The following is a 26016-nucleotide window of genomic DNA, read 5'->3' as shown; positions in this document are numbered from 1 at the left end:
ATACTATATTTTAAGTAAGAAAAAAAGGCTCATAGAGAGCCTTTTAGACAATTTTTAGTTCATTAGTTAGCGGCTTTTACAGCAACTTCGCCAGAGACTTTAAATTGGTTTGCAGCTGGAAGAGCTTTGTAAGTATCAAGTTGTTCTTGAGTTGCAAAGTAAAGATTTCCAGTGATTTCAGATTGGATTGATTGACCATCAGTCCCTTTCATGTCGCGTGCCATAATTGAAGCATCTTTACCGACATAAACGTCACCTTTGATATTACCACCTTCAAGATCGAAAGCAGGTGAGTTAACAATCAAGCGTTTAACTGTCAAAGTATAAGATTTAGTGACTTGGTGTTGATCATTTTGTTTAATCATTGCAAGTGTACGTTGAACAGCTGATTTTTCATTGAGGAAAGTACCATCAATTGTAAGGTCTTTACCTGAAGCATCAACATCAGCGTTAGTAGCTACAAGCCAAGCACCATTTTTACCGAGTGCTTTTTTCAATACTGAAACATCAGCAGTACCAGTTGTTGCCCCAGTTTCTGTATCTGTACCATTTCCTTCAAATGAATAAGTTACATTTCCGTGAGCGCCAGCTGTAATTCCACCAGGTTTGAATGAAACAACATCACCTTTAACAACTGAAGTTGTACCAGTTACTTTAACTTTTTGAGCATCTGGTAATTTATTGTAAGCATCAAGAAGGTCTTGGCTAGCAAAAGTCAAGTTACCATCAATTGTTGCTTGTCCTTCAACACCTGTACCAGTTTGTCCGTGGAAGCCAGTTGCAAATACATCAACATTCCCTTTAACAGTACCATTTGAAATATAGAAACCAGGAGATTTCACTTCAATATTATCAACTGTCAAAGTATAACGGTCAGTAATTTTGTGGCTGCTATCTTGATTGTAGATTGCCAATTTACGAGCGACTTGTCCGTCACCTAAGAAAAGACCTTCAACAGTCAAAGTTTTCCCAGAAGCATCCATATCACCTTTAGTTGCATTCAACCAAGCTCCGTTTTTAGCAAAGCCTTTTTGCAAATCAGAGAAGTTGTTTGTTCCTTGAGTTGCACCAGCAAAAACTTCTGCTTTTGATGATTGTTCTGTTTTTTTATCAGAGCTACTTGAAGAGTTATTACTTCCACAAGCGGCAAGTAAAGAAACTGAGAGTACTGAAACTGCAAGAAGTGAAATCACTTTTGTTTTTTTCATTTTTAATTCCCCTAAAAATAAATAATTTGTTCGTAACACTTAGCTTTCACGAACCTTACAGAACCATTGTAACACTTCGCTTTTGTAAACGCAAGACTTTGCACGAACTTTCACAAACTTTACATTCTCGTTTTTTTGAAAATGTTTTCAATCGCTTATACATCAAGCATTAAAGCGCTTTTTAAATTTATTAGAATTTTAAGTTTGTGAAATAATTTTTTGCTTGAAAGAATTATTCAAAATACTCTCAAATTTTATTTTCAGATTAATTCATAAAGATATTTACAGATATAGACTATGAAAATCACTATTATTTTGCTAAAATAGAACTATATTATTTCATAAAAGAAAATGGAGAGAAATCGTGGTTTACTCTGATTCACACTTAAAGCTTTTTGCCTTAAACTCAAACCCTGGTCTTGCTGAGAAAATTAGCCAGTTTACAGGAGTTCCTCTAGGAAAACTTTCTTCAAAACAGTTTTCCGACGGTGAAATTATGATTAACATGGAAGAAAGTGTCCGTAGTCAAGACATCTTTATTGTTCAATCAACAAGCTGCCCTGTTAACGATCACCTTTGGGAATTACTAATCATGATTGACGCATGTAAACGTGCTTCTGCTCGTACAATTAATGTTGTTATCCCATACTTTGGATATGCTCGTCAAGACCGTACTGCGACTTCTCGTGAACCAATCACAGCTAAATTAGTTGCTGATATGATTGTTAAAGCTGGAGCTGACCGCTTATTAACCCTCGATATTCACGCTGTCCAAGTACAAGGTTTCTTTGATATCCCTGTAGACAACTTGTTTACTGTCCCACTTTTTGCTGACTACTACCGTAAGAGTGGATTATTTGGTGATGACGTGATTGTTGTTGCACCAAAAAATTCTGGGATTAAACGTGCACGCTCACTTGCTGAATACTTAGAGTCAGCAATTGCCATTGTTGACTATGAAGATGATGACAAAAACCGTGAAAACGGATATGTTATCGGTAATGTTTCAGGTAAAAAAGTTATTCTTATCGATGATATTTTGAACACCGGGGTCACTTTTGCCAACGCTGCAAATGTTGTACGCGAAGCAGGAGCAAGTGAAATTTATGCAGTTGCCAGCCACGGATTATTTACTAGCGGAGCCGCTGATGTTCTTGAAAAAGTAGATATCAAAGAAATTTTGGTCACAGATTCTGTTGTGACAAACCATCGCAAACCTTTAAATGTAAAATATTTGAGTGCAGCTGAATACTTAGCCAGTGCTATTCTTCGTATCCACGAAGGACGTCCAGTTTCTCCACTTTTTGAACATGAAAAACCTCAAGATTAAAGTAATTCTTATAGAGACACTTTAAGCAATTGAAAAATACCAACACTAAGTTGGTATTTTTATTTTTGATATATTAATTTATAAAATAAAAGTCATCTCAATTGATGACTTTTTCTTTTCTTTATTTAATAATCATTACGTTGCAAGAGGCATGGTTAACAATATACTGTGTTGTTGAACCAATGATAAAACGATCAATCGCATCAAGACCAGTTGACCCAATTACAACTAAATCGATATTATTTTCGTTTGCATAATTAATAATTTCTCTTTTAGGGCTGCCAGTTAAACGTACAATCTCAAAATCAACTTCTGTGCCTTTAAGATATTCTTGAACTTGCTCTACAACATAATCAGAATGCTCTTGTACACTTTTATACAAAGTCATTGTGTCTAAATGCACTGGAATATTTGCTAACTTATCATTTAAAACATACAATATTTTCAGATGTGAATGATTTAATTTTGCTGTGTCAACCGCTTCACGAAGGGCATCATAAGCTTGTTCTGAACCATCTACTGCAACTAAGATATTTTTATATTCTTCCACCATAATAAAACCTCCCTAAGAATATTATATAATTATTATTAGAAATATACCATCAATAAATCACATTAATTGATCTGAATAAGATTATAAGATATTTAAAGAATATCTCATTGCTTTTCATATAAAAAGAATAAAAAAATGGTAAAATAGAGCTTACAGATAAGGGGACTTTTAATCCTGATGGAATTAAATCATTTCCTTATAAAATATCCAGCAATTACTATGAAAGGTAGGAAAATCAAATTATATATTTAGATAACGCTGCTACAACACCTCTACTTCCTGATGTTATCACCGCAATCTCAGAAAGTTTATCCGCTAATTTTGGAAACCCCTCTAGCATTCACAGTCTCGGACGTGCTTCAAGTCAAATTGTTCGTAAAGCCCGTGAAACTGTGGCAAATGCTCTAGAAGTTCCAAGTCGCAATATCATTTTTACTTCTGGTGCTAGCGAAGCAAATAACCAAGCCTTAATTGGTTATGCACTGGCTAATAAAGATAAAGGAAATCATATCATCACAACAGCTATTGAACATCCTTCTGTTCTAAATACTGTTCAATATCTTCATGACCGTTATGGATTTGATGTTAGCTTTGTAAAACCAAAAGCGGACGGAACATTCCCAGCTTCACTTATAGAAGAAAACTTGCGCCCTGATACAATTTTAGTCAGCATGATGTGGGCTAATAATGAAACAGGCCAACTTCTTCCAGTAAAGGAAGTCGGAGAGCTCTTGAAGCAACATCAAGCCGTTTTTCATGTTGATGCTACTCAAGTAATGGGAAAAATTTCAGTGCATCCTCTGGATGTTTCGGCTGATTTCCTCTCAGCATCAGCGCACAAATTTCATGGACCAAAAGGGGTCGGCTTCTTGTACTATAACGAAAAGCTACATTTTGATGCTTTGATTCATGGAGGAGAACAAGAAGAAAAAAGACGGGCTGGTACAGAAAATCTCCATTCTCTTGTTGGTTTAGCTAAAGCCTTAGAACTTGCCCTTGAAAGTATTGAATCAAATTATCAAGCAGTTGAAAAACTTAATGAAACTTTACTAACTAAACTAGAAGAACAAAAGATTTCATTTTATAAAAATAATTTTGGTCCAAGTATGCCTCATGTTCTAAATCTTGCTTTTCCGAATGAAAATCATGATTTGCTCTTGACCAAGCTTGATTTAGCTGGTTTCGCAATCTCAACTGGTTCTGCTTGTACAGCCGGTACAATCGAACCTTCCCATGTTCTTGAAGCTGTTTACGGGAAAAATTCTGAAAAACTAAAAGAAAACATACGTATTTCTTTTTCAGAAATGAATACAATTGATGAAGTTAATCTCTTCGTTGAAAAACTTAGTTCTATTTTAAAAAAATAAACAATTTATTTAGGAGACTCACAATGGCATTTATCACCGAAAAACATTTGGAAGGTAGCAAATATGTTTATCAACTTGCGCCTACTGTTAAAAAATTCACTTTAAAAGATACAACTTTTATTCAAACTAAAATTGGTAATTTTGAATTTAAAAGACTTCTTGAAGAAGTTCCAAATTCAAACGAAGGATTTTTATTAAAAATTATTGTTAATCCATATTTAAGTGGTTTTAAACTTTCAGTTACTGATAAATCCGGTTTACGAAATGTTGATATTTTTAAAAATGCGAGTGAAATGATTCAAAATAAATTTTACTTCCAAATGGATGCACTTGTTGACCGCGGTGTATTTACAAAATCAGAAATTTAAAAAACTCCCCTTTTGGGGGTTTTTATTTTAAGAAAATTAAAAAAAAAAGAACTGTCATAAATGACAGCTCCAATTTGCTTAGATTTATAATTAAGCTTTGATTTCAGCAACGATACCTGAACCAACAGTACGTCCACCTTCACGGATAGAGAAAGTAGTACCTTGTTCGATCGCAACTGGGTGGATCAATTCAACGTCGATATGCACGTTGTCACCAGGCATTACCATTTCAGTTCCTTCTGGAAGTTTAACTGAACCAGTAACGTCAGTTGTGTGGAAGTAGAATTGAGGACGGTAGTTGTCGAAGAATGGAGTGTGACGTCCGCCTTCTTCTTTGCTCAATACGTAAACTTCACCTTCGAAAAGTTTGTGTGGAGTGATTGAACCTGGTTTAGCAATAACTTGACCACGTTCGATTTCGTCACGTTGAATACCACGGAGAAGTGCACCGACGTTATCACCAGCAAGACCTTCAGTAAGTGTTTTACGGAACATTTCGATACCAGTAACAACAGCTTTTTTAGTTTCTTCTTTGATACCAACGATTTCAACTTCGTCACCAACTTTAACAGTACCACGTTCGATACGTCCTGAAGCAACTGTACCACGACCAGTGATAGAGAATACGTCTTCGACTGGAAGAAGGAGTGGTTTGTCAGTGTCGCGTTCTGGAGTTGGGATGTATTCATCAACGATGTCCATCAATTCTTCAACTTTAGCAACCCATTGTGGTTCACCGTTCAAAGCACCAAGTGCTGAACCAGCGATTACAGGAATATCGTCACCTGGGAAGTCGTATTCGCTCAAGAGGTCACGAACTTCCATTTCAACGAGTTCCATCAATTCTTCATCATCAACAAGGTCAGCCTTGTTAAGGAAGACGATAAGGTATTTAACACCAACTTGACGTGAAAGCAAGATGTGTTCACGAGTTTGTGGCATTGGTCCATCAGTTGCAGCAACAACGAGGATTGCACCGTCCATTTGGGCAGCACCAGTGATCATATTTTTAACGTAGTCCGCGTGACCTGGAGCGTCGATGTGGGCATAGTGACGTTTTTCAGTTTCGTACTCGATGTGAGCAGTGTTGATTGTGATACCACGTTCGCGTTCTTCTGGAGCAGCATCGATAGATGCGAAATCAGTCGCTTTAGAGTAGCCTTTGTCAGACAATACTTTAGAGATTGCAGCTGAGAGGGTAGTTTTACCATGGTCAACGTGTCCGATAGTACCAATATTAACGTGTGGTTTGCTACGGTCGTATACTTCTTTAGCCATTTTAAAAATGTCTCCTTTGGGGAATTTGTTTTATTATAGGTAGTCTGCATAAAGCAAACTACCGTTCTTTATCATTATACTTAAAATAGTTTTGAAATGCAAGTCTTATCAGCTTTTAATCGCATTTTTTCAAGAAGTTTTTTCATATATCTAGCTTTTTTATCTATGAAGTAGTAAAATAGTTCTAGTATTGCTCTTCTCTTTTTGAGCACTGTAAAATATTTTATTTCAAGGAGACCACAATGGGCTTAACTTTTAGAAAACGTGATGATTTTGATAAAATGATGGACGATTTAGGCGTCTCAACTGTTGATTTAGTGACTGATGATGACAAAAAAAGCGTTCCTTCTCCTGAAAAAAAGGAAGATCCATTTGCTAAATTTTTGACTCCAAAAGAAAATAATAAGGAGAAAGACCCAAACTAATTGAAAAGTCTTCTTTTTCTTGTTACAATTAGTTAAAAATATTTTTATTGAGGAACTTATGGCATATAAAAAACCACAAAAAAGTACTTTCCAAAAAGTAACCATGGTTGTTGTGATTATCATGGTTGTTCTTACGCTTTTCAGCGTACTTGCATCAATGCTTGCGGTATTGTAATTATTAATTTTAAAATAAAAAGTTACTGACAGTTTTGTCAGTAACTTTTTTTATTTATTAATCTTCAAAACCTTCTTCAAGAATTTCAGGGAATTCTGTTTCAACGATATGTGCACAATGTTCACAAAGCATTTTGAGATGTTCATTAGCATTGTGTCCAACTGTTTCATCTGTTCTACGGCAACGATCACAAACTTCTCCAGCCGCATGTTCAACAAGAACTGCAAGGTCATCAAATTTCATTGCAGACTCTGGGGCATTATTTACTGGTTCGTTGGCAACTACAAAGTTTGATACAATCAAAAGTTGAGCAACATTTTCATCAATTGCCGTCAATAAAGTACGCACAACTTCATTTGGATAAATAGTTACTGTTGCTTCCAATGATTTACCAATCAATTTTGCTTCACGAGCACTTTCCAAAGCTTTCAAAATCTTATCACGGAAATCAAGAAATTCTTGCCAGTTTCCTAACAATTCTTCACTTCCAGGAATTTCTGCTGCTTCTGGCATTTCTGCAAGATAAGCAAAATTTTCTGGTTCATGTTCCAAGTAAGTCCATGTTTCTTCTGCCGTGTGTGGCAAAATTGGCACAAGAATTTTCACTAGATCTTTCAAAATAACATACATAACTGTTTGCATTGAGCGGCGTTCTGGTGAATTTGCTGCTTCAATATAAACAACATCTTTAGCAAAATCAAGATAGAAAGATGACAAATCATTTGTGATGAAATTAATGATTGATTTGTAAACAGTCATAAAGCTATAGTTATCATAAGCTGTACGAATTTGTTTTACAAGTTCATTAAATTTCACAAGCATATATTTGTCTACTGGACGAAGTTCTGCAAAATCAATTGCATCTTCTTTTGGATTAAAATCAGATGTATTAGCGATTAAGAAACGCAATGTATTCCGGATTTTACGGTAAACTTCAGAAACTTGACTGAGAATGTCCATTGACACACGAACATCTGATTCAGTATCAATTGATGCCACCCAAAGGCGGAGAATGTCAGCACCAAATTTCTTAGTGACATCTTTTGGCACGATTGTATTTCCAATTGATTTAGACATCTTACGTCCTTTACCGTCTAAAACAAATCCTTGTGAAAGAACTGCTTTATATGGTGCAACGCCATTTACCGCAACTGAGGTTGTAATTGATGAATTAAACCAACCACGGTATTGGTCTGAACCTTCAAGGTAAAGGTCTGCAGGGAAGCTAAGGTAGTCACGTTCGTTAAGGACACCATTCCAAGAAGAACCTGAGTCAAACCAAACGTCCATGATATCTTTTTCTTTTGTAAATTCACCATTTGGTGAAGCTGGATGAGTGAATCCTTCTGGTAAAAGGTCTTTTGCTTCACGTTCAAACCAAACTTTTGAACCAAATTCAGCAAAAAGTTTGGCTACATGTTCAGTTGTTTCTGGTGTGATAATTGGTTCTCCATTTTCACCATAGAAAATTGGTAACGGAACTCCCCAAGCACGTTGACGTGAGATGACCCAATCGCCACGGTCACGAACCATATTGAATAAACGAGTTTTACCCCATGGAATTACCCAATCTACTCTTTCAACTTCATCTAAAATATTTTGACGGAAGTCATCGATTGAAGCAAACCATTGTGGTGTTGCACGGAAAATTACTGGTTTTTTAGTACGCCAGTCATGTGGATATGAGTGAGTGAAGAATTCGAGTTTCAATAAAGCATCTTTTTCTTCTAGCCATTTACTGACAACTTTATTTCCTTCATCGTAGAAAAGTCCTTCAAGTCCAGGAGCTTCATCAGTATAATAACCACGGTTATCAATTGGTGAAAGAACAGGCAATTTATACTTACGACTTGCAAAGTAGTCATCTTCACCATGTCCTGGGGCAACGTGGACAAGGCCAGTCCCAGAATCAAGAGTAACATAATCTGCATTCATGATTAAAGTTTCACGGTCATAGAATGGATGTTTTGCAACCATATATTCTAATTCAGAACCTTTAATCGTTTGAAGGACTTCTGGATTTTCCCATTCTAATTTTTCAGCAACAGCTTCAAGCATTTCTGAGGCAATCACAAATTTACGACCATTAACTGCTACAACTGAATAATCATAGTCAGGATGAGCAAAGATTCCCAAATTTGATGGAATTGTCCATGGTGTTGTTGTCCAGATTACAAATTCTACATCTTCTGGTAATTTACCTTTAGTATCTTTAGCTTTAAATGCCACAAAAATTGATGCTGAACGAACATCTTGATATTCGATTTCAGCTTCAGCCAGTGAACTTTCTGATGAAGGTGACCAATAAATTGGTTTTTGTCCTTTATAGATATATCCTTTTTCAGCCATTTTACCAAAAACGCGAATTTGAGCTGCCTCATATTCTGGCAATAGTGTCAAATATGGACGGTCCCAATCAGCAAGAACACCAAGGGATTTGAAATCTGAACGTTGCATATCTACTTGTTTCATCGCGTATTTACGACATTCCTCAAGATAATCAAGCAAATCCATTTCTTTACGCTTCATGCCTGCTTTAGCAAGTTGTTGCTCAATTGGCAAACCATGAGTATCCCAACCTGGAACATAAGGAGCACGAAATCCTGCCATTGATTTATAACGAACAATAATATCTTTTGAAATTTTGTTCAAAGAGTGTCCGAGGTGAATATTTCCGTTCGCATAAGGAGGCCCGTCATGAAGCATAAATGAGGGTTTTCCTTCATTTAATTCTTGACGTTTCTCATAAAGTGTCGCATCTGCCCAGTCTTTTTGCCAGTTTGGTTCTTTATTTGGCAAGCCTGCACGCATTGGGAAAGCTGTTTTCCCCAAATTTAAAGTATCTTTGATCTTCATATTTTCTTCTTTCTTTCGATTTTGTTTTTATTGAATAAAAAAAAACGATTTTTCGCAAAGGACGAAAAACCGTGGTACCACCTTCATTTTTTCTGTCAGTAAAATTTACTGACAGAAACTCTTTTGCGTAACGTGCAAGACGCTTGAACTTACTTTTAGTTCAGTCCAAGATTTTTCTAAAAATTCTTTGAGAAAATAAATTCTGTCAGTAACTTTAGAAGTCCAATCAGCTGATAATAAGAAAAATAGGGAATACGAGTCTTCCATCATCACTCGCTTGCTTGAATTATATTTTTTCTTATCTTGGTCTGATTATTAATTTTTTAATTCGCTTAAATCAATTGTTTCTTGATTATCTTTTTCAACAACCTCAGCTGTTTCAGCTGGTGCTTTTGAATCTAATTCTGGGAAAATTTCTGAATCATCTGCTTTTGGAGCTTCAACTTCTGACTCTTCGTTAGAATCATCAGTAGTATTAGCTTCGTCAGTAATTTCTACTTCTTCTTTTACTTCGTCAGGTACTTCGGTTTCAAAAACAATTTCCTCTGAAACAATTGTTTCTGTTTCATCAGATGTTTCATTTGCTTGTGCAATATCTTCATCTGTTAAAGGTTTAATTGCTTGAGTTTTTGCCAAAGTAGATTCAGCATTTTCCAAATGTTCTTCAATGATTGATTGCAATTTTTCTTCAGGATTGATTGCATAATCTTGAGTAGGTCTAAAGATTTCAGCCCAGTCATCCGATTGAATAGACGCAAGTTGATTTTCAATAATTGAAGTCATTCGTTGGTGATAGAGACGCATTTTACGTTTCAAATCATCAGTATCACGTACTAATTTACGCGCATCATCAGAAGCAGCATTCAAAATAAATCCAGCTTCTTTTTTAGCCGCTTCAATAATTAAAGAACTCTTTTGTCCTGCATTTGCAATAATATCAGCAGATTCTTTTTCAGAATTAATTCTAAGCGTATCAGCTTCACTTTTGGCTTGTTCACGGAGATTATCAGCAGCATCTTGAGCAACAACAATTGACTTGTTCAGTGAATCTTTCATGTCATCAAAATATTTCACGCGTTCGCGTAACGCCTTTAATTCACGTTCTTGATCTTTAATTGTTTGAGCGAATTCATCATAATCTCGAACAACGATATCCAAAAATTCATCAACTTCATGTTTACTGAAGCCGCGAAATTGTGGATTAAAAGTTTTGTTTTGAACATCTAAACTATTTAATGTCATCAATCACTCCTCTTTATCCTTAGAAAATCTTATAAATCTGATTTTCATCTTAGAATCTATTTTTTTCGATTTCTTATAAGTTCTATTTCAACTCTCTGTTTTCCTTTTTTAGTAAAATCTAAAATCCTTAATATTTTGATACGCCCAAAACCTCGAACGCTAATCAAATCATCAAGACCAACAGAGAAATCTTTTTTATCAATTTCTAGGTAATTAACCTTAACCTTCTTTGATTCTAACATATTTGTAGCAATATTGCGAGAAATTTTGAAAGCGACTGCAATCATTTTATCAACTCTTAAGTTATCCACAAGAACAACTTCTCTGACAGCTTTATCTGTTTCTTCAACTAAGTTTTCCAAAGAAATTTCTTGAATTTTGATCGCTGCTCGCCCAATTTTTTCTATTGCTTTAAAACTCTCAACAAGATGTTTACTGACAAAAACTTGAATTTTATTGTCACTAACAATAATATCACCCAATTCTTGCCGTTTAACACCAGCCTGTCCCAAAAAAGTTCCAAGGACTTGGGCATGTGAAAGTTCTACAAATTTTGAAGCATAATTAATTTCAAGTAAGCAAATATCAAAATCTTCTCTGTCAAGAACATAAAAATCTGGCGCCAAAATTATTTTGACTAATTCCGTTCTTGCTAGTTCCTCACTAGAAAAAATTTGAACATTTCTCTTATTTGCCAGAGTTTTTAAAGTATCCACTTCTCGGGGATTAAGAAAAAATGTACTTATCACCGAATAAGATTCTTCTACTCGATTTATCCATTCTAAACAACGATCAATAAAATGCCGTTCCTTTTCTTGAAAGTGTTGATAGATATTTTCAGTAATCAATAGAATACTCCATTAAATACAATAACAATAAATCTTTGAATAAATTTCAAAACAATAAAAGCAATAACGATTGAAAAATCTAATCCCCAAAATTGTAGAGGTAAATTTTCAAATAAACTTAAGTAGGGACGAGAAACTTTAACAATTATACGTCCAAACCAAGTTCCATAAAGAGTTGGTATCCAACTCATTAAGGCGTAAATAACTAGAATAATTGAATAAACATCAAGTAAGCGTAAAAGCCAATTTATTATTGTAAGTGTAATAAGCATTAGTAAATATCGTAACTTTCAAAATTTTGACCAGCTAAGATAGACATTTCTTTCGCTGCATCGACTGTGATATTTGCTGGAGTCATCAAGAAAATTTGACCACCAACATTTTGAATATCACCATCAAGAGTAAAGACCACCCCAGTCATGAAGTCAATTGAACGACGCGCTTGGGCGTCACCCATAAATTTAAAATTGACAAGGACACATTCACCGTTTTTCACGATGCGTGCTGATTCCATGATGTCTGCATAGGCACGTGGTTCTTTAATTGCAATAGTAGAAACCGTTGCAGCCACTGATTGAGATTGTGAAACGGTTTGTTGTTGTACGATTTTTTCAGGCATAGGTTTTGTGAATGTTGAACCAGCGCGTTTTGGCGCTGCTGTTTGTGTTTGTGCTTTTGAAGTTGATTGTGCAGGACGACGAGTCTGATATTCCGGCTGGGCTTTGCGTTCCTCAACCTTTGGTTTTGGCGTAGATGCCACCGTTGGCCTAGATTCTTGCACAGGACGTGCAGGTTCATTGAACTCTTCATCATCCTCTACAAAATAATCACGTAGATTATTCATCCAATCTTTAAATGCCATATTTTCCTCCGTTGTTTACGTTAATCTTAAGACTTATAGATTTTTAAAAAATTCTGTACCGATTCGAACAAAAGTTGCACCATTTTTAATGGCAATCTCATAATCTCTGCTCATTCCCATACTTAATTCAGTACAAGGAATTCTGGAAAGATTCATTTCGGATATTTCAACTTGTAATTTTTTCATTCGTCCAAAAATGTCATTACATTCACTTTCAGTCGCATCAAACGGAGCCATTGTCATCAAACCAACAATCTCAATATTTTCCAATTCAGAAAACTCAGGTAATATTTCCATAAGTTCATTGACAGAAAATCCATGTTTACTTTCCTCGCCAGAAATGTTAAGTTCAATAAAACATTTAATGGTGTGTTCAGCACGTTTATTTATTTCCTGAGCTAATTTCAGAGAATCTAAAGCATGGAAATAATCAACATAATTAATAACTTGTTTAACCTTACGTCTTTGTAAATTACCAATCAAATGCCAAGTAATTTCTAAATCCTTAAGAGCTTCGTATTTTTCCAAAAAAAGTTCTGTTCGATTTTCCGCTAAATGTGAAACTCCATTTTCAAAAACTTCACGTGCAAGATTAGCATCAACAGATTTGGTCACAGCGACGACTGAAACTGACTGATTAGAATAAGAAGACGCAGCCTTTGCCGCATCTACATTACTCAGTATTCTTTTAACATTCTCTTTAATCGTCATTGGTTAGTTTTTACGGAAGAATGGTGGTGTGTCAAGGTCTTCATCTGTTGTTGGAACTCCGCCGAAACTTGTTACTGAAGAAGTATCACGTGTGTTACTTACGTTTTGACGTGTTGAAGTTTCACGACGAATATCCCAATCTCCAAATGCAGAAGATTGATTTTGCCCTTGCGGAGCCGCTTGCGTTTGTTGTTGACTTTGCATTGGACGGCTTGTTTGAGCATGTTGCATATTAGAATTGTGAGTCAAGTTAGGTTGACGACGTGGTTCAGGTTGCAAACCCAAAGCTTCGTCAGCATCTTCCTTAGCAACACCAGTTGCAACAACTGTTACACGGATTTCGTCTTTAAGGTTAGGGTCAATCGCTGTACCCAACATAATATTAACATCATTACCAGCTGCTTGGATAACAATTTCTGAAGCATCTTGTGCTTCAATCAAACTCATATCCATACCACCAGTAACATTCAAAAGAACATTTTCTGCGCCTTCGATTGTAGTTTCAAGAAGTGGTGAGTAAATTGCTTTACGAGTTGCTTCAATCACGCGTTCTTCACCAGTCGCAACACCGATACCCATAAGGGCATCGCCTTTGTTTTCCATTACTGTTTTAACATCGGCAAAGTCAAGGTTAATCATTCCTGGGTTAGTAATCAAGTCAGTTACCCCTTGAACACCTTGACGTAAAACATTATCAGCTTCACGCAAAGCTTCAGTTAAAGGAGTTTTCTTATCAACAATTTCAAGCAAGTTATTGTTTGAAATAATGAGAAGTGTATCAACATTTGCACGAAGAGCTTCAATTCCTTCAGTTGCAAAGTATGAACGTTTTGATCCTTCAAAACCAAATGGACGAGTAACAACACCCACAGTCAAAGCGCCAAGCTCTTTAGCAATTTGTGCGATAACTGGTGCAGCACCTGTACCAGTTCCACCACCCATACCGGCAGTGATGAAAATCATATCTGAGCCTTCAAGGGCTTGTGATACTGTTTCAGCTGATTCTTCAGCTGCGCGCTTACCAACTTCAGGTTGCGCACCAGCACCCAAACCGCGAGTCAATTTTGGCCCAAGTTGAATAACTGTATCTGCTTTTGAGCTACGCAATGCTTGTACATCAGTATTAGCGGCGATAAATTCAACGCCAGAAACACCTTCTTCAATCATACGGTTGATAGCATTACCACCACCGCCACCAACACCGATAACTTTAATTACAGCACCAGAAGTTAAGTCTGTATCAAATGAAAATTCCATGTTTTTATTTCTCCGTTTTTTACTTTCAGATTAATCAAAGAGATTGCCAAAGAAATTTTTGGCACGGTCAACGAGACCTTCTTTTTCTTCTTCAGGCTCAGAAGCTTTTTGAGCTACTACTGGACGTGCCTGAGGTTCAACGTAGAAATCATTTTCTACGTCAGCAACTGTTGTTGCTTGTGGTGTAATTGTTGGAACAGGAGCAACATAAGTTTCTTCTGTCGTCGTATAAGCATAATCACCAGAAAATGCTTGAGATACTAAAATATCAATATCACTACGATTTCCAATGTAATTAACAACACTAATCACTTGAGCAAATGCTGGATTACGTAATCCCATTTCGCCTGGAACAAAAAGACGAGCATTTATTCCTAAGATTTTTGTTGCTAAATCAACAACACCAGGCATTGCAGCCGTTCCACCGACCAAAATCAAACCTCCAGGAGTTTCTGAAGTATGTCCGTGTTCCAAATCTTGACGTACACGATTAAAAACTTGAGTCATACGTGCTTCAATGATTTGTGAAAGATAATATTCTGTAATTTGTTCTGGTTCTTCTTTACCTACAACATCAACAAGGAAGTACTCATCTTGGCTAGCACGTTCTGTACTTGCTTCACCATAGTTGACTTTCAAATCTTCCGCTGCAGAAACAGAAGTGTTAAGAACTGTTGAAATATCTTTAGTTACATAATCGCCACCTTCGGGGCTAGTATGTGTAAATCTTAATGATTGTTCTTTAACAATGCTAACTGTTGTTTGCCCAGCACCCAAATCAACCATAATTGTTCCAAACTCACGTTCACCTTCTGTAAGTACGTATTGTGCCATTGCCAAAGGAGCAATTACAATATTGTCAACGAGCAATCCTGCGCGTTCAACAACTTTGCGAACATTATGAACAAGAGTTTTAGGTCCAGTGTAAACAACCCCACGAATCTCAAGACGTACACCAAACATTCCACGAGGGTCTGAAATACCTGTAAATCCATCAACTGTAAACTCTTTCGTTTCAACAGCAATAATTTCTCTTTCAGGAACAATCCCACGCATCAAAGCATTTTGAACAACTTGAATAACATCGTTATCCGTGATTTCTTTAGTATCACTGACAATAGGAACCATTCCTTGGCAAGGTTCCATTTCGAGGGAATTCGCTGGGATGCTCACGTTAATTCTATCAATCGTGATTCCTGCGCGTTCTTCGGCAGCATTTACAGCTTTACGCAATGCTTGTGCCACCTTCTCAATATCTACAATAATTCCATTTTTAAGGCCATCGGATTTTGCATTTCCGACACCGATTATATTCATTTCACCTGAGACGTATTCAGCAACAAGCACCTTTATTGTGTTTGTCCCGATATCTACGCCTGTATAAAGTCCACTTTTGGCCATAAAAGCGACTCCTTTCCCTCACACATCACGATTCATATTTTTTTAATAAATTAGGTAAGTGTAAAGATAATTTTGTATACAATTACACTCATTAATTATTTTAACATAAAATCACAGTAAAACAAGAGTTTAGCTGTGATTTTTTTCGTTTTTTATTGAATTATTCTCTACTTTTTCTACTTATTGAAAAAATAGCGATTGTCCCGTCACCTGTATGAGTTACAATTGTTGGACTAAGTGGACGAACATCGACATCACTAATCCCTTTTTTTTGCATAGCTTGTTTTTTAATTTCTTGTGCTATTTCATCTGTTCCAGAATAAGAGATAAGTAGGCGGGGATAGGCTGTATCCATCTCTTCAAGACTCTTTTCAAGGAGTTGATTAATTGCTTTTTTCTTTCCTCGAACTTTGGTCACTTGCCGAAGTCTTCCCTCAGGGTCAACATCAAGAAGAGGTTTGATATTTGCCATTGTTCCAACGAGAGCAACAGCTTTAGGAATTCTTCCACCTCTTGCCAAATGATTTAAGTCGTCAACCATGAAGCGACTTTGTAAACGTGGAATAATATCTGACAAAACTTCAAGCGTTTCTGTCAGTGATTTTCCAGAGTCACGCAACTTTACAGTCTCTTCAACAAGGAAACCTTCTCCAGAAGCTGCTGCCAGTGTATCAACAACGGTGATTTTTGCAGAAGGAAATTCTTCTAAAACCATATCTTGAGCAATCAGAGCTGATTGATAAGTCCCAGAAAGTCCTGACGAAAAAGCAAGATAAAGGAGTTCTTCATCTGCAGATGCAAATTTTTTAAAGACTTCTAAAAATTGTCCTGAATTAATTTGGGACGTGTGGACAGTAGCACCTTTTTTTATTGCTGCAAGAAGCGTGGAATTATCTAATGCGGCTTCACCTATTGTTTCATAAGTTTCTTCTCCAACAGTTACAGTCATTCCCAAAACTGTAAGATGATGTTTTTTAATATAATACGGACTCAGGTCTGCTGTTGAGTCTGTCATGATTTGAAAAGTCATAATAATCCTTTCTGCTGTTTCAACTTGCTGATAATATCTTGAATTTACTGACAGATTAATCATAAGTTTGGGCTTTAATGATTCCAAGCGCTAAAGCTTTCATCAGTATTTTTTATAGTCGATTTCTAAAAATTTCGTACATCAAAATACTTGCTGCTACTGATGCATTTAAACTTTGAACGTGTCCTGTCATTGGAATTGTAATCATTTCATCAACTTGTTTTTTGAGATTTTGACCAATTCCATGTCCTTCATTTCCGATAATCAAGGCAACTTTACCTTTGGTATTCCACTTACTGTAAACTGTGCCGTCCATGTCCGTCCCAAAAACCCAGAAATTAGCAGCTTTAAGTTTATCCAAGGTCTGAGAAAGATTAGTAACACGGACAATAGGGACGTGTTGTAAAGCACCTGTTGAAGCTTTGACAGCCGTTGAAGTAATTCCAACGGCTCGGTGTTTAGGAATAATAATTGCATCGACTCCTGTAGCATCAGCTGTCCGAGCAATTGACCCTAAATTATGAGGATCTGTTAACTCATCTAAAATTAAAATTGTGGCATCAGATTTCTCGGCTAATGCTGGGAGAATCTTTTCTAAATCTGCATAAGCAAATTCGGACACTCTTGCCATAAAGCCTTGGTGAACACCGTTTTCTGTTAATTTATTTAATTCTGTTTTGGGTGTCCATGAAATATTAACTTTTTTAAGTCGTGCTAATTCTTTTATTTTTTCAACATTTTTACTACGTAAATCTTCTTGAACGTAAAGTTTGTTGACAAGGTCTCCATTTAAAGCTTCCGTGACCGCATGTAGTCCGTAAATCAAATCTGTATTTTCCATGAAATCATTATATCATTTTTAGACAAAAAAACCTGACTCAATTCGTTACTCTGGCTCATTATGTATCTGACAAAAAAATTATGTAAAACACCAAAAGTTCCTCTTCTGATGATTTACATAATTTTTTAGTGTGATAATAAGCCTTTTAATTGCTCGTTTTTTCTATATTAATATAATTTTTTATGTCTTTTTGATAATTTGAACTATCCCAAGAAATTTCTGGATGATTAAAATATTGGGCAAGTAAATAGGCGATATAAGGACCAGTAGTTAATCCAGATGACCCCAAAGCGCTGGCAAAAGCTAATGAAGAAAAGTCAGGGTGCGGACCAAAAAAAGGCGAAAAATCTGAAGAATAAGCACGTGTTCCCACACGATAATGATATGGAAAGTCAATTAGTTTTGTATCTGATAAGTAAGATTTGACCCCCTCTGTCAAGCTTTCAAAAGCTTCCTGACTCTCTGACAAATCCCAACCCTCTTCATTTTCATGGGTTGCTCCCAAAAGAACTTGACCATTTTGAAAAGGAATGATATCTGCAGCCCCTTCTAAAAATAAAACTGGCCAATTTTTTGTTTCAAAATCCGTTTGAAATGAAATTAATTGTCCTTTTTGTGGCTTGACATCCACTTGTGTGCCAATTGATTCCAAAAGTTCTTTTAAAGCTGGCCCCGGGCATAAAACTAAATCATCTACCACTTCCGTCACACCTTCATGAATGACTTGCCATTTATCTAACGCTCGAGCAATTGTTGCCCGCTCTGAATAAAATTTGACCCCTCTTTTTTGAGCTCGCTTTTTTAATGACGATAAGTAAGCTTTTCCATCTAATCTTGCACCTCCTGAAAGATACAAACTTTCTCTTGGTTTTAATAATGGAAATAAAGCAACAGTTTCTTCCTCCGAGAGTCTCTTAATCTCACCCATCTCGGGAGCTTCTTTTTTTCTTTCAATTGCCAATTTTTCTAAATCAATTAAGTCTGATTTTTGTCGCAAAAAAAGAGTGCCACATTTTTCATAAACATCCTCAGTTAACTCAAAATCATTTTTCATTTTTTCAAAAAAAGCTGCACCATCTTTTGCCAATTGATACCATTTTTTATTTCTTCTTTTAGAAAGCCAAGGAGAAATAATCCCAGCACTTGCTTTAGTTGCCTGATTTTTCTCATCATCAAAAAGACTAATATCAAACTTATCAGTATCTAAATAATTGGCTAAGGTCATACCGATTATTCCGCCACCAATAATTGCAATTTTTTTCATCACATTCTCCTTTTTTTCAATGAAATATAGAAAAAATCAAGACCATATAGGCTTGATTTTATTTTTTGTTTTAAAAGTTCTAACTCTCTAAAGTATATCACTTTTGCATAAAAGCATAAGAATCTGTGCTTTAGTCTTCTAGTTTCCATGACAAAAAGTTTTTTTCTTGCTCCTCATAGGTCATCGTAAAATAAGGTTGTTTTTTATTTAATTTACGAATTTCTTTTATTTCGGAGCAGGATAATTCAAAATCAAAAATATTTATATTTTCTGCTAAATGTTCTTTTTGCGTTGAGCGTGGAAAAACAATAATTCCCTCTTGAATATGCCAACGCAAAATGATTTGTGCGACTGTTTTATTATATTTTTTAGCCATTTTTTTAAATATTTTTTCTTCAAGTAAGTTTTTATCGCCATGTCCCAGAGGATACCAACTTTCAATTTTTGTACCATAAGGTTTCAAAAATTCCTGTAATTCTACTTGTTGATGATAAGGATGAGTTTCTACTTGAATGACACTCGGTTTGATATCAGCAAAATTAAATAAATCAACTAATCTTTCTCCATCAAAATTTGAAATTCCAATTGATTTCACCTTTCCCTCTTTTACAGCATTTTCTAAAGCAATCCATGCTTTTCGATAATTTCCAACCTGTTGATGCAATAAGAGTAAATCAATTTGTTTAACTTTTAGGCGTTTTAGCATTCGCTCAATTGCTTCTGGCGCTTGCTCATAATCAGAAGGCCAAAGCTTGCTTGTAATCCAGATTTCAGAATTTGAAATTTCTGAGTCTTGAATTGCTTGACCGACAGAAGTTTCATTTTGATAAGCGTGTGCCGTATCCAGATGACGATAACCTAATTCCAAGGCAGTTTTTACAATATTTTGCGTTTCTGTTCCTTCTGGAAGCTGATAAAGTCCCAAACCGAATTGGGGAATGACATTGCCATCATTTAATGTTAATTTTCTTTGCATTTTTTCTCCTTTTATTTTTTATTATTGTCTGTTCTAGTAAAAATTAAGACAAGAAGGCCTACTGATAGAAAAGCGGTGATGAATCCCATGACCAAATGATAATAAGCACTTAAGTCAACAATATTTGAGCTAAATAACACAACAATAGATAAACCAACAGGTCCTCCAAGTTGATGCATCATATTTGTCAAACCTGATGCAGCTCCTGATAATTCTGGGCTGACCTCTTCTACTCCCGCTGCCGTCAGCGGAGCAAGAAGCCAACCTTGCCCTAATCCAATAATCATCATTTGAAAAACCATCGCATAGAAATATCCCCATTCTGGTTGCGAAACTAATGACAAAATCATTCCAGTCAGTAAAATCACTTGTCCTAAGATCATTACTTTACTATTTCCTAATGCTCTAGTTAATCTAGGAAGAAAAAGAGCCGCGATAAAATTTACGATTGTTAAAGGAAGAAAAGCAAGTCCGGATTGCAATGGTGAAAAATGATACATTTTTTGCATAATCTGCGGCAGAATAAACCAGTAAGTCAACATTGCCATCATAAAGGCAAAGCGTGCAACATACGAACCCGTCCGTACTTTATTTTTAAATAATTCTAAAGGAATTAATGCGTAAGTTAACTTTTTTTCCCAAAGTATAAATAAGATAATTAAAATGAATGAGAGGATAATGATGAACAAATTACTTACCGTAATTCCGAAAACAAATAGGACTGAGATAAGGACTGACAGAAAACTTCCCAAAAAGTCAATTTTGCTAGCTTTGATATCGCTTTGATGAACATTAACAAGAGTTAAAATAATCAATAATAAACTAAAAGGAACATTTAATAAAAAGCCAACACGCCATGAAAGAGCCGAAGTGAGCCAGCCACCTAGAATAAGTCCAAAACTTGAACCAATTCCCGCAGTTGCTCCATAATATGAGATAGCTCTAACTCTTAAATCCCCTTTATATGTATCCATTAATAAAGCTAAACTTGTTGGAGCAAGAATAGCCGAACCAATTCCTTGAACTGCTCTGGCAATAATCATCATTTCTGAAGAAGTTGACAAACCGACAACTAAACTAGAAAATCCAAAAATGAAAAGTCCAAGAAGGAAAATTATTTTTCGCCCTAATAAATCACCCAGGCGTCCTGCTAATAAAAGAAAACCACCAAACGTAATCGTATAAGCATTAGAAACCCAAGATAAAGTTGATTCATTCATTTTTAAATCTTGAGAAATTTTTAAGCTACTTGTAAATATTATTGAGTTATCCATTAAAATAAGGAAATAGGAAAACAAAATAATAAAAAGGATAAGACCAAATGTTTTTTTATTTTTCATAGATTTATTTTAAACGCAAATTGTAAAATGAAGTTAGCCACCTTGAGTCAAGCAAAAAACATCTGAATCTCTTATACTAGAAGTTCGACCAAATAGTATAAAAAGGAAATTCAGATGCAAGACTATTCTATCACAAGCCAGAGCAAAGGGAAACACCTGACCAATCAAGACCGTTTAAACATTGAACGTTGGCACAATAAAGAAGGACTGAGCAACCGTGAGATTGCGCGCTTATTGAATAAAGCTCATGGGACGATTGACAGAGAGATGAAGCGAGGGGAAATCCAGCTCAAGCGGAAGGTAAAATACTCTGCTAAAAAGGCTCAAGAAAATTATGAAGGATTGAGGGCTCACAGTGTTCGTCCGAGTAAACTCACGACTGAGATTGATTGTTATGTGAGTACACGTCTTAAAGAAGACAAGGACTCTTTGGAAGTCATTCATCAGGCTCTAAAAGGAGTTTCTCTGAGCAGCCTCTACAATTGGGTCAACTGGGGCTGGTTAGAAGCCAAGCGTCATCATCTTTTCTATCCGCAGTATAAGGCGGCAAAGAAAATCAAACCTCGTGCGCCAAAGCATCCTTTTGGCAAGTCTATTGAAGAACGGCCTGAGTTCATTAACAATCGCTTAGAAGTGGGGCATTACGAGATTGACACGGTCATTCTTACGAGAGCTAAGAACAAGGTGCTTTTGACGCTCACAGAGCGAAAATACCGCACGGAGATCATTCGCTTGATTGATGGGAAAACAGCACAGGCGGTCAATGATGAGCTGGTGGAACTTCAAAAAAGTTATGACTTCAAATCCATTACCCCTGACAATGGCCATGAATTTGCAAGGCTCTCTGAGGTCGTAAGCTGTCCAGTTTACTATGCACACGCCTACGCGAGCTTTGAGCGAGGGACGAATGAAAACCATAACCGAATGATTCGTAGGCATCTGCCAAAAGGCACAACAAAGACGACCCCTGAAGAAGTCGCCGCTATCGAGTATTGGATGAACCATTATCCAAGAAAAATGTTCAACTATAAGAGTTCATATGAGATGAGCTTGGCTGGCTAACTTGGACTTGCAATTTGCGGATTTATTTTAAAATAAAAATTCACTGATTAGAAATGCTTATTTTAGTTATTATTATGCTTTGTAAGCATAATACTGACAAAAAAGTTACTGACAGAGCTGTCTGAGAATAGCTGTTGACACTTTAGTCTTTACAAATATGCTCTAATTTCTGTCAGTAACTTTTTATTCATTATCTTGAAGATATTGCTTAATAAATGCTCTTGTAAGAGGAGTCAGTGGAATATTTTTCTTCCAAGCAAGCACACTTAAAGTTTTCACTTCCGGACTCAATGGAATAGCTTTTAAATCAGGGTAATCTCGAATACGCCCCTTCTGTAACAACTGCTTCGCCAATTCCTGCACGAGCAATTTCAAAAAGATGAAAACCGAGATTAAAGCCGCCAATAATTTCTAAATCACTCACTTGGAAGCCTGCCCAATCGGCTATAAATTGACGAACTTCTGGTCGTTCTGAAATTAATATTCTTTGCTTTTTAAATATTTCTGGACTTACTTCATCTAATTCTGCAAGTTCTGAATCGGATTGAGTGAGCATCATCCAACGTTCAGGAAAACCAATTTTTTCAACATTATATTTTTCAGTTGATGTTGGCTCTAACAAAAAACCAACATCAACTAGTCCGTTGTCAATCTTCCATTTGATATCATCAGCATTTCCTGACAAAATTGTAAAAGTAATTGACGGATATTTATTTGTCAGTCTTTGGAGCGTTTTAGCGATACTGGAAGTTGTCCAGCCTTCTAAAGCACCGATCGTCAGATGGCCAGATAATTCTGCATTTTTTCGGTCTTCAAAAACTTGTACTGTTTTACTGGTCAGCTGTAAAATTTCCTCAGCCTTAATTTTAAGAAATTGTCCATCTTCAGTTAAGATCAGTTTTTTCCCATCACGCATAAAAAGTTGTGTATCTAGTTCGCGTTCAAGTTCTTTAATTTGTCTAGATAATGTTGGCTGCGTAATATATAACTGTTCAGCAGCTTTGGATACTGTTCCAGCAGTTGCAACTGTCCAAAAATATTTTAATAATCGAAGTTCCATTTATTCTTTTCCTATTTAAATCTTGATTGTTTCTTTTGAACTCTGGTTCAAATTAATTTCATTTGGCAACATCACTTCATCATAATTTTCAATTTTGAATGTTAAATAATCCAAGGCAGATTGCTTTTCAATAATTTCTGTTCTCAATTGTTCAACCTGGTTCTTCAAAATTTCAATTCTTTCTTCTTTCGTTTCAGGATTTCCCTCATTCACTAATGCCATATAACGGGTCAAAGGTTCAACTTGCACACCTGCATCTCGCATGTGTTTGACAAATTTCAAAGTTCTAATATTAGCTTCTGTAAAATTTCTTATTCCAGATTCTGTCCGTGTAATTTTAGGAATCAGCCCAATTCTTTCATAATACCTTATATTATCTGTTTTTATCCCTGATAATTCAGCAGCTTTTTTTATATTCATTCTTTTATTTTAACACTTGAAGTGAACTTTAAGTCAATAAAAAAACATTTAACCTAAAGTTAAATGTTCTTTGTTTGCAAATTAAGCTAAAGCACCCATTGGGTCCCATGGTAGAAGTACTTGAGGTTTCTCTTCGTAAGCAGCCAATTCTTCTTCAGTTAAAAGGTCTTTACGGACAACAATTTGATAAGTATATTCATCCATCCATTCATCAGAGGCAACAAAATATCCTTTTTGACCCGCATCTTTACCCCATGAATTTTCAACTTTCCATTTAGTTGAATTTCCGTCAGCATCTAAATCAACACCCGCTAAAACCATGGCATGCGTCATCAACGACTCACCATAGTCAAGACGTCCTGCTTTGCTTTGAGTAAATTCAATATCCAATGAAGATTTGAAATCATAAGAATCCATTGTCAAAAGTCCTGCTGAACGATTTGATTCTTGACCCACGTCACAACCAAACCAAACTGTTTCACCAGCTTGCATTTGGGCAATGGCCAATTTTTTAAAGCGGTCCATTTCAACATTCAAATGTTTCACTTCTTTACCACCGACAACATTTCCAAGAAACTCAACTGTGTAGCTCTTATTATAAGGTTTGTCAGCAGTTGGAGCATTGATTACTGACACATAATTATTCAAATCAATTCCAACATATTCATTGTAAAATTCTTTTGGACTACCAACAAATTTTTTGTATTCATTATCTTTATTACGGAAAGCAAATTCAAAATTTTGTGGTGGCAAACCTAAAGTTACCGCAAGGAAATTAAAGACTTCTTGCAAAAGTTCTTCTTTAACTGCTTCAACATCTCCACCTTGCTCAATTGTATAACGCAAAATTTCAGCATCTTGACGGAGTAGTTTATTCAAGTATTGATTCAATTCACGTGAGCTACTTGAAGCTTGTGATTCAGGATAAACAGCTTTGGGAACAATTCCATATTTTTCAAAAATTGCAACCATCATATCCCATTGGCCGCCATCTTGTTGTGGTGTTTGTAAAAGGAATTTCAAACGACGATCGTCCATTTCAATATCACTAATAATTTGTTCCATGAACCAGTTTGATTTTTCATATTTATCCCAGAAGAAAGTGTAAGCTTGTGAAAACTCAAAATCCTCTGTTTTAAATTCATTGATAAATTTATGACGGAAAGTGTTCAAAGCAGCAAACATCCAGCAACGACCAGATTGTTTTTGATTCGTTACAGGGTCTTTTGTCAAGTCAATTGAAAACTCAGGCAAATTTGCTGCATGTGAACCACGGACTTCGAGTGATGAAAGCAAACCATTTTTAGTCACGGCATTTTCCACCGCACGCAATTTTGTATTTTCTGCAAAATTTTCGTAGAGTTTTTGTGTGAAATCTGATGTTACTGTCATAATACCTCCCAATAAATCGAAACTTCTGACAAAAGTTTCGATAAAAATAATCATTATCAATTTTGAATAATGATATTCTATTATTTTTTACATTCTTCTATTATAATCTAAATTATCAAAAAAATCAGCTAGGAAAGCTGATTTTCTAAATCTTTCTTTGCTTCTAAAAGCCATGGGTGGGCAACTTTCAATCCATCAGCAATAATGAAATTAATATAATAAAGTGCCGCACTTTGCAAATTTACTGACAGAGCTGTCAGTAATCCCTGCCTAAATGGCGCATTATCTCCACCATCCCAGCTAATTTTGTCAGCAAGAAAAACAATCAAGTCCAATTCTGTAAAATTTTTTCTTAGGGTAGTATGACATTCAATTGCTGACAGAACTTGTTCGTCAGTAATTTTAAAATGTTGACTCGCCAAATACTTAGAAAGTTTCTGATGAATAATTAATGGAAATTCACGCTCTTCTGTCAGCAATTCGATATTAAAAATTTCTGCTTTTTCTACTCTTTGATCATTTGGATAAATTCCACCAATATCATGTAAAAGTCCTGCTATAAAAGCTTGCGAACGTCTTTCATTAGAATCAGTTAATTCTTCTGTCAGTGCCTCAGCCGTCTTTGCCACTGCTAAACAGTGCTCAAACAATTGGTCATTATTCAAAAAAATATTAACTTCCTCAATTAAGAGTTCTAACCTTTTATCCTTGATTTCTCCCATTTCACTTCCTCTTAGTTCTCATAAAAAG

26 protein-coding genes are annotated in these 26016 nt (G+C 35.8%); 6 read left to right on the top strand and 20 right to left on the bottom strand.

All coding sequences use genetic code 11. The annotated features are described in order from the left end of the window. Positions 1-62 precede the first annotated feature (62 nt). A complete protein-coding gene (locus MHB61_RS12045; protein WP_137015742.1) occupies positions 63-1208 on the bottom strand; it encodes a hypothetical protein in 1146 nt (381 codons plus the stop codon). Between the two features lie 364 nt (positions 1209-1572). Between MHB61_RS12045 and MHB61_RS12040 the strand changes: the two genes are divergently transcribed. After that, positions 1573-2538, top strand: coding sequence for a ribose-phosphate diphosphokinase (locus tag MHB61_RS12040; protein ID WP_003132369.1), 966 nt, complete (start codon positions 1573-1575; stop codon positions 2536-2538). 121 nt (positions 2539-2659) lie between these two features. Here MHB61_RS12040 and MHB61_RS12035 read toward each other — a convergent pair whose 3' ends face one another. Continuing rightward, positions 2660-3091: a universal stress protein gene (locus MHB61_RS12035; RefSeq protein WP_003132370.1), complete on the bottom strand. Its 432-nt coding sequence runs from the start codon at positions 3089-3091 to the stop codon at positions 2660-2662. A gap of 239 nt (positions 3092-3330) precedes the next feature. On the opposite strand from MHB61_RS12035, the gene MHB61_RS12030 reads away from it, so the two are divergent. Together MHB61_RS12030 and MHB61_RS12025 are read left to right on the top strand one after the other, a co-directional pair. Then, positions 3331-4458, top strand: a complete 1128-nt coding sequence (locus MHB61_RS12030) for a cysteine desulfurase family protein (protein ID WP_010906171.1) — start codon at positions 3331-3333, stop codon at positions 4456-4458. A gap of 23 nt (positions 4459-4481) precedes the next feature. Next, a complete protein-coding gene (locus MHB61_RS12025) occupies positions 4482-4826 on the top strand; it encodes a DUF1831 domain-containing protein (RefSeq protein WP_003132372.1) in 345 nt (114 codons plus the stop codon). Positions 4827-4916: 90 nt separating this feature from the next. Here MHB61_RS12025 and tuf read toward each other — a convergent pair whose 3' ends face one another. Further along, complete coding sequence (tuf, locus tag MHB61_RS12020; RefSeq protein ID WP_003132374.1) at positions 4917-6104, bottom strand: elongation factor Tu; 1188 nt, start codon at positions 6102-6104, stop codon at positions 4917-4919. Between the two features lie 242 nt (positions 6105-6346). Here tuf and MHB61_RS12015 point away from each other — a divergent pair, with 242 nt between their 5' ends. Next, a complete protein-coding gene (locus tag MHB61_RS12015) occupies positions 6347-6529 on the top strand; it encodes an SPJ_0845 family protein (RefSeq protein WP_003132378.1) in 183 nt (60 codons plus the stop codon). Positions 6530-6587: 58 nt separating this feature from the next. Next, the gene (locus MHB61_RS12010) at positions 6588-6704 is read left to right on the top strand and encodes a DUF4044 domain-containing protein (RefSeq protein WP_014570713.1); all 117 of its coding nucleotides are present in this window, start codon (positions 6588-6590) and stop codon (positions 6702-6704) included. Between the two features lie 57 nt (positions 6705-6761). Here MHB61_RS12010 and ileS read toward each other — a convergent pair whose 3' ends face one another. The 13 genes from ileS to MHB61_RS11945 form a co-directional block, all read right to left on the bottom strand. Next, complete coding sequence (ileS, locus tag MHB61_RS12005; protein ID WP_003132382.1) at positions 6762-9560, bottom strand: isoleucine--tRNA ligase; 2799 nt, start codon at positions 9558-9560, stop codon at positions 6762-6764. Positions 9561-9875: 315 nt separating this feature from the next. Further along, a complete protein-coding gene (locus MHB61_RS12000) occupies positions 9876-10802 on the bottom strand; it encodes a DivIVA domain-containing protein (protein WP_003132384.1) in 927 nt (308 codons plus the stop codon). A gap of 56 nt (positions 10803-10858) precedes the next feature. Beyond that, the gene (locus MHB61_RS11995) at positions 10859-11650 is read right to left on the bottom strand and encodes a YlmH family RNA-binding protein (RefSeq protein ID WP_010906173.1); all 792 of its coding nucleotides are present in this window, start codon (positions 11648-11650) and stop codon (positions 10859-10861) included. Then, positions 11647-11922, bottom strand: a complete 276-nt coding sequence (locus MHB61_RS11990; protein ID WP_010906174.1) for a YggT family protein — start codon at positions 11920-11922, stop codon at positions 11647-11649. The genes MHB61_RS11995 and MHB61_RS11990 overlap by 4 nt, the downstream gene beginning before the upstream one ends. After that, positions 11922-12512, bottom strand: a complete 591-nt coding sequence (locus MHB61_RS11985) for a cell division protein SepF (protein ID WP_003132390.1) — start codon at positions 12510-12512, stop codon at positions 11922-11924. The genes MHB61_RS11990 and MHB61_RS11985 overlap by 1 nt, the downstream gene beginning before the upstream one ends. A gap of 33 nt (positions 12513-12545) precedes the next feature. After that, positions 12546-13223, bottom strand: a complete 678-nt coding sequence (locus MHB61_RS11980) for a YggS family pyridoxal phosphate-dependent enzyme (RefSeq protein WP_003132391.1) — start codon at positions 13221-13223, stop codon at positions 12546-12548. Between the two features lie 3 nt (positions 13224-13226). Then, positions 13227-14480 (bottom strand): cell division protein FtsZ, encoded by a 1254-nt coding sequence (gene ftsZ / locus MHB61_RS11975; protein ID WP_003132392.1) that lies wholly within the window; start codon positions 14478-14480, stop codon positions 13227-13229. A 30-nt stretch (positions 14481-14510) separates the two neighbouring features. After that, positions 14511-15881 carry a cell division protein FtsA gene (gene ftsA, locus MHB61_RS11970; RefSeq protein ID WP_003132393.1) on the bottom strand — a complete coding sequence of 457 codons (1371 nt, stop codon included), beginning with the start codon at positions 15879-15881 and terminating at the stop codon, positions 14511-14513. 160 nt (positions 15882-16041) lie between these two features. Continuing rightward, the gene (locus tag MHB61_RS11965; RefSeq protein WP_010906175.1) at positions 16042-16911 is read right to left on the bottom strand and encodes a DegV family protein; all 870 of its coding nucleotides are present in this window, start codon (positions 16909-16911) and stop codon (positions 16042-16044) included. A gap of 112 nt (positions 16912-17023) precedes the next feature. Further along, positions 17024-17752, bottom strand: coding sequence for a 23S rRNA (guanosine(2251)-2'-O)-methyltransferase RlmB (rlmB, locus tag MHB61_RS11960; RefSeq protein ID WP_137015740.1), 729 nt, complete (start codon positions 17750-17752; stop codon positions 17024-17026). A 145-nt stretch (positions 17753-17897) separates the two neighbouring features. After that, a complete protein-coding gene (locus tag MHB61_RS11955) occupies positions 17898-19016 on the bottom strand; it encodes an NAD(P)/FAD-dependent oxidoreductase (RefSeq protein ID WP_010906176.1) in 1119 nt (372 codons plus the stop codon). Positions 19017-19146: 130 nt separating this feature from the next. Continuing rightward, on the bottom strand, positions 19147-19992 hold the full coding sequence (locus tag MHB61_RS11950; RefSeq protein ID WP_003132398.1) for an aldo/keto reductase: 846 nt from the start codon (positions 19990-19992) through the stop codon (positions 19147-19149). 11 nt (positions 19993-20003) lie between these two features. After that, a complete protein-coding gene (locus MHB61_RS11945) occupies positions 20004-21332 on the bottom strand; it encodes an MFS transporter (RefSeq protein WP_003132399.1) in 1329 nt (442 codons plus the stop codon). Between the two features lie 114 nt (positions 21333-21446). Here MHB61_RS11945 and MHB61_RS11940 point away from each other — a divergent pair, with 114 nt between their 5' ends. Further along, entirely contained in the window at positions 21447-22394 is a 948-nt protein-coding gene (locus MHB61_RS11940; protein WP_003130410.1) for an IS30 family transposase, read from the top strand. 307 nt (positions 22395-22701) lie between these two features. Here MHB61_RS11940 and MHB61_RS11935 read toward each other — a convergent pair whose 3' ends face one another. From MHB61_RS11935 to yqeK, 4 genes are all read right to left on the bottom strand, one after another. Next, positions 22702-23454, bottom strand: coding sequence for a LysR family transcriptional regulator (locus MHB61_RS11935; protein WP_249351786.1), 753 nt, complete (start codon positions 23452-23454; stop codon positions 22702-22704). A 15-nt stretch (positions 23455-23469) separates the two neighbouring features. Then, positions 23470-23874, bottom strand: a complete 405-nt coding sequence (locus tag MHB61_RS11930) for a MerR family transcriptional regulator (RefSeq protein WP_003130788.1) — start codon at positions 23872-23874, stop codon at positions 23470-23472. A gap of 81 nt (positions 23875-23955) precedes the next feature. After that, positions 23956-25266, bottom strand: a complete 1311-nt coding sequence (gene pepC / locus MHB61_RS11925) for an aminopeptidase C (protein ID WP_032398888.1) — start codon at positions 25264-25266, stop codon at positions 23956-23958. 128 nt (positions 25267-25394) lie between these two features. Next, entirely contained in the window at positions 25395-25988 is a 594-nt protein-coding gene (gene yqeK / locus MHB61_RS11920; protein ID WP_017864967.1) for a bis(5'-nucleosyl)-tetraphosphatase (symmetrical) YqeK, read from the bottom strand. Positions 25989-26016: the final 28 nt, after the last annotated feature.

The sequence above is a fragment of the Lactococcus sp. FSL K6-0773 genome, assembly GCF_038006485.1.
GTDB lineage: Bacteria > Bacillota > Bacilli > Lactobacillales > Streptococcaceae > Lactococcus > Lactococcus lactis.
This window is presented reverse-complemented; position numbering and strand designations above follow the sequence as displayed.